The sequence below is a fragment of the Pseudomonas sp. PNPG3 genome, from assembly GCF_023093815.1.
GTDB classification, from domain to species: Bacteria; Pseudomonadota; Gammaproteobacteria; order Pseudomonadales; family Pseudomonadaceae; genus Aquipseudomonas; species Aquipseudomonas asiatica.
On the sequence record NZ_JALLKV010000103.1, the window covers coordinates 1 to 6641 of the forward strand.

The window sequence follows — 6641 nt, forward strand, 5'->3', positions numbered from 1 at the left end:
GGCCATTGCGGCCTGACTTAAACGAAACGGCCTCCACGAAACCCGGGGCGATTCACACTGGATTCAACGCAGAGTTTTTGGTGGAGCTTGGTTGTGTCTGAACGGCGGCGAACTGTCGGTGTGGTCGGCAGTTATTGGTACTGCGTGGATGGTGAGATTGGGCCGTCACATGCGATGCCGTAACGCGGGTGCATCGAGCAAGGTTAGCCAGTGGCTGCTCAGACTTCTGGTGGGGGAGCCGCTTAGTGCTGATGAGCGCCGAGTGACTGAGTCAATTAGGGCGCTCAAAACGCTGAAGGTGATCCAGGGTAGGGTTTCGATTGATCCAAGCGAAGTGCTGGATTACCCGGGGTACTTGGAGTCCAGGCAGAGAGCTGCGGAATGGGTCAGACGCGTAAGGCGTTAGAGGCTTGTGAGGGTGTGGCGCAGCTGTATTCGTCAGCGATTGCGCTGACGCTTAATCGAAGAGGGCAGTGTGGAGCAGCACCTGATTTCCGACATCTTGCATGGCCCCGCCTTGGTGATTGGAGGCTCGGGATTAAGTGATTCCGAGGCTATCAAAGCCGCATCGGAGGAGTTTTCCGGCGTACGATTTTATGTTGTGCGTCAGTGGATGCTGCTTGACGTTGTGGTGTCCGCCGAATGGGAGCGTCACCTGGAAGGGCTCGCCCATATGCCGACGGTGTTGTACGCCCACGCAGTGGTGCATGACAGCGCAGGTCAACTCGAAGCCGGGAGTAGTTTCCTGACAGGCCCGGCACTTGAGTCAAAGGATTGTTTCTTTGCCTGTGGTCAAGGGCTGTTCGTATTGGCCGGCTCAGGTGCGCGCAAAAAAATCAGTCTGCCGGCATTACTTGCCTTGAGTAACGCAGTGGGCACAACGTCGTTGATTGATAGGGCACATATCCGCAACGACCCAGCCATTGTGGCGGCGTCCAAAAGCGTGGCATTCACCAAGCCATGATGGAGTGGCTACCAAAGTTGCCATCCTGATCGGTCAGTTGAACACGCCTGATGTTCCGGGCACGTTGAGATTGTCAGCTTAAGGGAGGAGTACTTTTGTGCTCTCGGCTGAACACTCTCGTTTCGGTACAGCCGCGCATGCAATGGGGGTGCCCCGATCGCTTGGTAACCGCTTTGATGAGGACATCGGGGACAGAGACCGTGCGCTTGATCAGGGCTAAGATCCCGGTTGACTGCTCATGCCCTGGCTAGCACACGTTACTCCTCCGGCAAGTGCCAGAGCCTACCGACAGTGGATTTTGGCAGGCCCAAGCGTGCACTCACAGAGGCCTGGGATTCCCCAGCTGCTTTAGCCTGCCGGATGGCCGTGAGTTTGTGCGGGTCGACTTGCCGACCTGGTCGCACCCGGTTCACCTTGCCATCGTGATAGTGCTCACCGATCCGGTCTCGTGCGCCCAGCGCGTCGATCTTTTGAAACTCGCTTCTCAGCAACTCCAGAACCTGGTCATCGCTGAGTCCTTTTTCCAAGGCGCAGGCGAGCACAACCAGCGCTGCAGGCTCTACCTCAAGTCGTGCGGAAACGGCTTCGAGTTTGCCGATGGTGATACTTGAGCGCCCATTTTCAATGTTGTGCATGTGGCGAGCTTCAACAGAGCCCGACATTTTCTCCTGTGATAGGCCTTTGGCATTTCTGATCACGCGTACCAAGGCTGCAATCGCCGGCATCAGTGGCATCAATATTCCTCGAAATCGAGGATAGAGCCATGTTTCCGACTCCCGAACCATGCAATATAGTGCCTCTATCGGGATATCAGGGTGCCATTGCTTTGTGGCTTCCGGCCACGGTAGTGAGCTTTGAGATGCCGAAGCGGCTGTGCCTTGGGGCGACAGCCTGTCGCTGTCCGCATGGACGAATGTACGCACTCGGGAATGATTGCCCAGTGCAGGAATGGAGTGTTTCCAATGTCGGATGCGATTGTGGTGAAGGGCGTCCTGGAAGTGATGGGCCCATACAACAACCTTCCAGAAGGGAGTGAATACACATACGTCAGGTTGAAAGAGGCCAGCGGCGCAGTACGCTTGATCCGGAAGGTCGGGGTAGGGCACTACATTGCGTCCTACCTCAAGCCTGGAATGGAGGGTGAGTTCTATTTCGTGAAGCTGGGGCGGCTTGGCTTTATTTTGTACGCAATCAAGACGGCAGCTGGTGAGAAGCTCTATGAAGCGGAGGGCTTCACCAGCTGGATAAAAAAGATGCGGCTAACGGGACTTGTGCTGTGCTTGCTGTTTGTCCCACTGAGTTTGGTGGGGCTGTTATTTGGCGGATATCTGGGGGTGATTGTGCCGATCGTGTTCGTATACGTCATCTGGAAGTTGATCGTCAGTTTCCCAAAGGTGCTTAAAGACAGTCACCTTCGCGCGCAGCTCGCGAGCCACGGTTTCAGCGTGTAGCAGCAACTCAAGCCTATCCTTTTGAGCCGCAGTGAGTCGGTTATGCCTCCGATTTATCGCGGCCTTCATTTTGCGATTCTCTTGCCACACTACGTTCGCCATGATTTGGCGTGCACAGACTTTCAGTCTTCGTGGGGCCAACACGCTCATCCTCTCTACTCAGTCCGACGGCTCAGTGCTCAAGTGAGTGATAAGGGCTTGTCTCAGCTCGTTGAGGGCACTTTCTAGCCTGCGATTCTCGCGGGCGTCACCAGGAGGCGGCTCGTAGGTTTTGCATAGGTTAAGAAGAGACTCGGCATCGTTGGTGTTCAAGTCAAAAATGATCATTGGCGGCTTACAGTCCAAGGTGGCAAAGACAGTTGTTCGAAGTTGAATTTGAGATCTGGTTCGGTAGTGGCGTTCGCATCCTCCTTCAGCATTTTTCTCCTTATCATGGAAAGGCCCGTCCGGCTATCGAGCGTTGGTGCTCGCAGCAGCTTTTCTTGATCAACATCAGTTATAGGTACAAACAACCGTAAGGCTGGGTGGTAGAGGCTATCCGTGGTTTATTGAATGGCCATACAATAATGGCCTTTTGATGTCGTGGCGCTTTGGCCGATCCCTTGGCCCTCAGCAGACCTGAGATTCTGATTTTTCCTACTACCAGCGAGGCTAAAAGCATGCTGACTAATGCACCGCTTCGTCTGAAGCTTCTTTCCATTTTGCTCTTGCCTCTTCTCGGCTTTCTAGTGCTCGCAGGGTCGTACCTGTCCGACAATTTCCGAACCTATCGCGACATGGAAAACACCGTTGATGCTAGCCGTGTAGCGCAGTCGCTGAGCCAGTTGATCACTGTATTGCAGCGCGAGCGAGGTGCCAGTGGAGTGTTCCTTGGTAGCAAGGGCGCGAGCATGGGCGATCGACTGGGCCCGTTGCGCAGTGAGAGCGACGCGGCCCTGGAAGCCGTCCGGCGCATGCCGAACGCCAACGATGCCGAGCTTGACGCGCTGCTGAGTAAGCTAGACGCCCTTGCGGGCCTGCGCAAACAGGTCGATCAACTCGCAATCGACAACGTCGAATCTGGAGCTAGGTACACAGAGATCATCGGGGCGTCGATTGGCTACACGCACTCCCTGGAGGGGCGCGTCAGCAGCAAGGTCGTTATCCACGCGCTTAATGCCCTCAACCAATTCATTGAGCTTAAGGAAAGGGCCGGGCGAGAGCGCGTGCTGCTTGGCCTGGTTTTTAACCAGGATCATTTCGACGCCAATCTGCTGTCGCGGTTTAGTCGGAATCTGGGCGAGTATTCTGCTTACTATCAGAGCTTTGGGCGGAAGGCTTCCGTTGAAATTCTGGCCAAGTTCAAGCAGAGCCAGGAGGCGCCGGCTGCTCAAGAGGTGGCCAGGCTGCAGCGACTCGCATCCGATGTGCCATTAGGTCAACCATTGGGTGTTGAGCCTGAGGTCTGGTTCAAAACTGCCACGGCCCGCATCGATCAGATGGGCGACATCGAGAAGGCGCTGGCGCAAAGGGTTGAGTTGCTGGCCGATGATGCCCGTGGCGGCGCGATTCGAGCGCTCTGGATAACCGTCGTCGGTGCGTTGTTCGCGTTGTGCATGGTGGCTCTGTTGTCTTGGCTTATTATCAACAGCATCAGCAAGGCGGTGAAGGAGATTAATTCAACCCTGGACGGACTTGCTAACCGCGATCTCACAGCGCGAGTGAGCTTCCGCAGCAGGGACGAATTTGGTCAAATCGCCGAAAACCTGAACCGAATGGCCAATGAACTCGCGGAGATCGTACAGGAAATAGGAAGTGCTACCGCCCAAGTGGCCACGGCTGCCGAGGAATCCTCGGCAGTCACGCTGCAAACGACCCGGAGCGTCGAGCAACAGCGTCAAAGCACAGAGCTGGTAGCGACTGCCATCAACGAAATGAGCGCTACTGTGCGGGATGTAGCGCACAGCACCAACGACGCTGCCAACCTTTCGCAGCAGATCCAGAGCAGTACCGCTCAGGGGCGTGTTGAGGTTGATGGGACTGTTGCGCTGATTCACGACCTGTCGAACCAGGCAGAGCATACATCGACGATCATCGTGGAGCTCAAGCGTGAGTGTGATGAAATCTCGTCGGTGCTTGACGTGATCCGTGGAATCGCCGAGCAGACTAATCTGCTCGCACTTAACGCTGCTATCGAAGCAGCACGCGCCGGTGATCACGGTCGAGGCTTCGCTGTAGTAGCCTCTGAAGTTCGAACCTTGGCACAACGTACTCAAGAATCCACCGGCAGTATTCAGCAGATGATCACCAGGCTGCAGGTAGGTTCGGATCGTGCGAGCACCTCCATGCTTGAAACCTTGAGTAAAGCACAATCGGGTGCTGAGCGGGTAGCGCGTGCGGGTGACCTGCTTACTTCTATCACCGAGGGCATTGCACGTATCACGGATCGCACCATTCAGATTGCATCTGCGGCGGAAGAGCAGAGCGCAGTCTCTGAAGACATCAATCGTAGTGTCAATGAGATCAATGACCTGGTCATTCAAGTGAGCGCTGGAGCTCAACAGACGGCTGTCACGAGTCAGGAGTTGGCCCGCCTGGCTGAGCATCAACAAGAGTTGGTGGGTCGCTTTCGGACTGCATGAGTGGTGTACGATGACATGGCCAGTTTGTTTGCCCAGTGACGCGTATTGAGGTCGTCCAGCTGGGCAACCGGACTGATGGGTTGGACTGTTCTGAGACAAGAGATTGCGGCGCTGCCTTGTTCAGACTCCCCAAGCCAAATGTAGGAAAGGCGCTGGGTGAACGTTGAGCATCCTGCTTACAGCGGACGCTCTTCAGTGCCGCGCTCGAAATGCATCAGACGCCTTGTTGCTCCAATTCCACTGCTCGCTTCCAGCTATTCAGGGAGGTCAAACGTTGGAGGTAGGCAGAGAGGTGTGGATGCGTGTGCCCTTCACCGAGTTGCTCGACGACTGTCGTGGCAACGAAAGCCAGCATGAAATCAGCTCCCGACAATTTGTCTCCCACGATAAAGGTTTTGTCTGCAAGCACGTCATCCAGGAAGCCCAAGACCTTGCCGAATTCGGTCTGAGTGTAGCCATCAAGGAAATTCAGCTTCGTGCCTGAATTGGACTCGAATTGTGTGAAAACCTTAAGCAGGATCGGCACCATCGCAGAGCTTTCCGCGAAGTGTATCCATTGCAGATAAGGGACGTAGTCTGGAGAGGTAATTGGGGGTTCCAGCTCCGGCGCAAATCGGCGGATTAGGTACTCAACGATGGCTCCTGACTCAACCATGACCTGATTCTCAAACTCAATCACCGGCGACTTGCCGAGCGGGTGAATGTTTTTGAGGGTGTCCGGCGCGAGTTGGGTGACGGGGTCGCGTTGGTAGCGAATCAGCTCGTACTTCACGCCCATTTCTTCTAGCAGCCACAGAATTCGCAGAGAGCGCGATGCGTTGAGGTGGTGAAGTTTGATCATGGAAGGTCTCATTTGGAAGTGTCGGATTGTGCCGCGCCTGAACTCTTGAGGAGTCCAGGCAGGCCTACTACTTATTTCAGCTGAGCGACCAGTGCCTTGGCTACGCCCTCAGAGCTCGCTGGATTCTGTCCGGTGATCAGCCTGCCGTCCTCGATTACGAATGGTGCCCAATCACCACCTTTTTCATAGAGACCGCCAAGCTTCTGGAACTCGTCCTCGATCAAGAATGGCACAACCTCCGTCAGTTCGACTGCGGCCTCCTCACCATTGGTAAAGCCAGTAACGCGGCGTCCTTTGATTAGTGGGCTACCGCCAGCAGTGCTGACGTGACGCAGCACACCTGGTGCGTGGCAAACAAAGCCAAGTATCTTGCCCGCACGTTCAAAGGACTCAATCAGGCTGATGGAGGTCTCCGACTCTGCGAGATCCCACAAAGGGCCATGTCCGCCTGGGTAGAACACGGCATCAAACCCTTCCTCACTCACCGAGTCGAGTCTGACCGTATTTGCCAAAGCTGTATGCGCCTCTAAGTCGCCGTTAAAACGGTGGGTCATTTCAGTCTGGAAATCTGGCAGCTCGCTTTTCGGATCAAGCGGTGGCTGACCGCCTGCCGGCGATGCCAAAACAACTTCGGCTCCTGCATCCTTGAACACGTAGTAGGGCGCGGCGAACTCTTCAAGCCAGAATCCTGTTTTCAAGCCGGTGTTACTGAATCGCCCCTGGTTTCCTAGACACTCTCCAAGCTCAGGAAATAGCGTTTCTCA

The 6641-nt window shown here is 55.3% G+C and carries 6 protein-coding genes; 3 read left to right on the forward strand and 3 right to left on the reverse strand.

Annotated elements, in window-relative coordinates:
• Nucleotides 1-475: 475 nt before the first annotated feature.
• Nucleotides 476-964 carry a hypothetical protein gene (locus MJ643_RS29935; RefSeq protein ID WP_049870844.1) on the forward strand — a complete coding sequence of 163 codons (489 nt, stop codon included), beginning with the start codon at nt 476-478 and terminating at the stop codon, nt 962-964.
• 257 nt (nt 965-1221) lie between these two features.
• On the opposite strand, the gene MJ643_RS29940 is transcribed toward MJ643_RS29935, so the two are convergent.
• A complete protein-coding gene (locus MJ643_RS29940) occupies nt 1222-1698 on the reverse strand; it encodes a helix-turn-helix transcriptional regulator (protein WP_038410323.1) in 477 nt (158 codons plus the stop codon).
• 228 nt (nt 1699-1926) lie between these two features.
• Here MJ643_RS29940 and MJ643_RS29945 point away from each other — a divergent pair, with 228 nt between their 5' ends.
• Entirely contained in the window at nt 1927-2415 is a 489-nt protein-coding gene (locus MJ643_RS29945) for a hypothetical protein (protein WP_047933002.1), read from the forward strand.
• A 659-nt stretch (nt 2416-3074) separates the two neighbouring features.
• Nucleotides 3075-5036: a methyl-accepting chemotaxis protein gene (locus MJ643_RS29950; protein WP_038410326.1), complete on the forward strand. Its 1962-nt coding sequence runs from the start codon at nt 3075-3077 to the stop codon at nt 5034-5036.
• Nucleotides 5037-5250: 214 nt separating this feature from the next.
• Here MJ643_RS29950 and MJ643_RS29955 read toward each other — a convergent pair whose 3' ends face one another.
• Together MJ643_RS29955 and MJ643_RS29960 are read right to left on the reverse strand one after the other, a co-directional pair.
• Nucleotides 5251-5877: a glutathione S-transferase gene (locus tag MJ643_RS29955; protein WP_038410327.1), complete on the reverse strand. Its 627-nt coding sequence runs from the start codon at nt 5875-5877 to the stop codon at nt 5251-5253.
• Between the two features lie 71 nt (nt 5878-5948).
• A complete protein-coding gene (locus MJ643_RS29960) occupies nt 5949-6575 on the reverse strand; it encodes a type 1 glutamine amidotransferase domain-containing protein (protein WP_247727231.1) in 627 nt (208 codons plus the stop codon).
• Between the last annotated feature and the right edge of the window lie 66 nt (nt 6576-6641).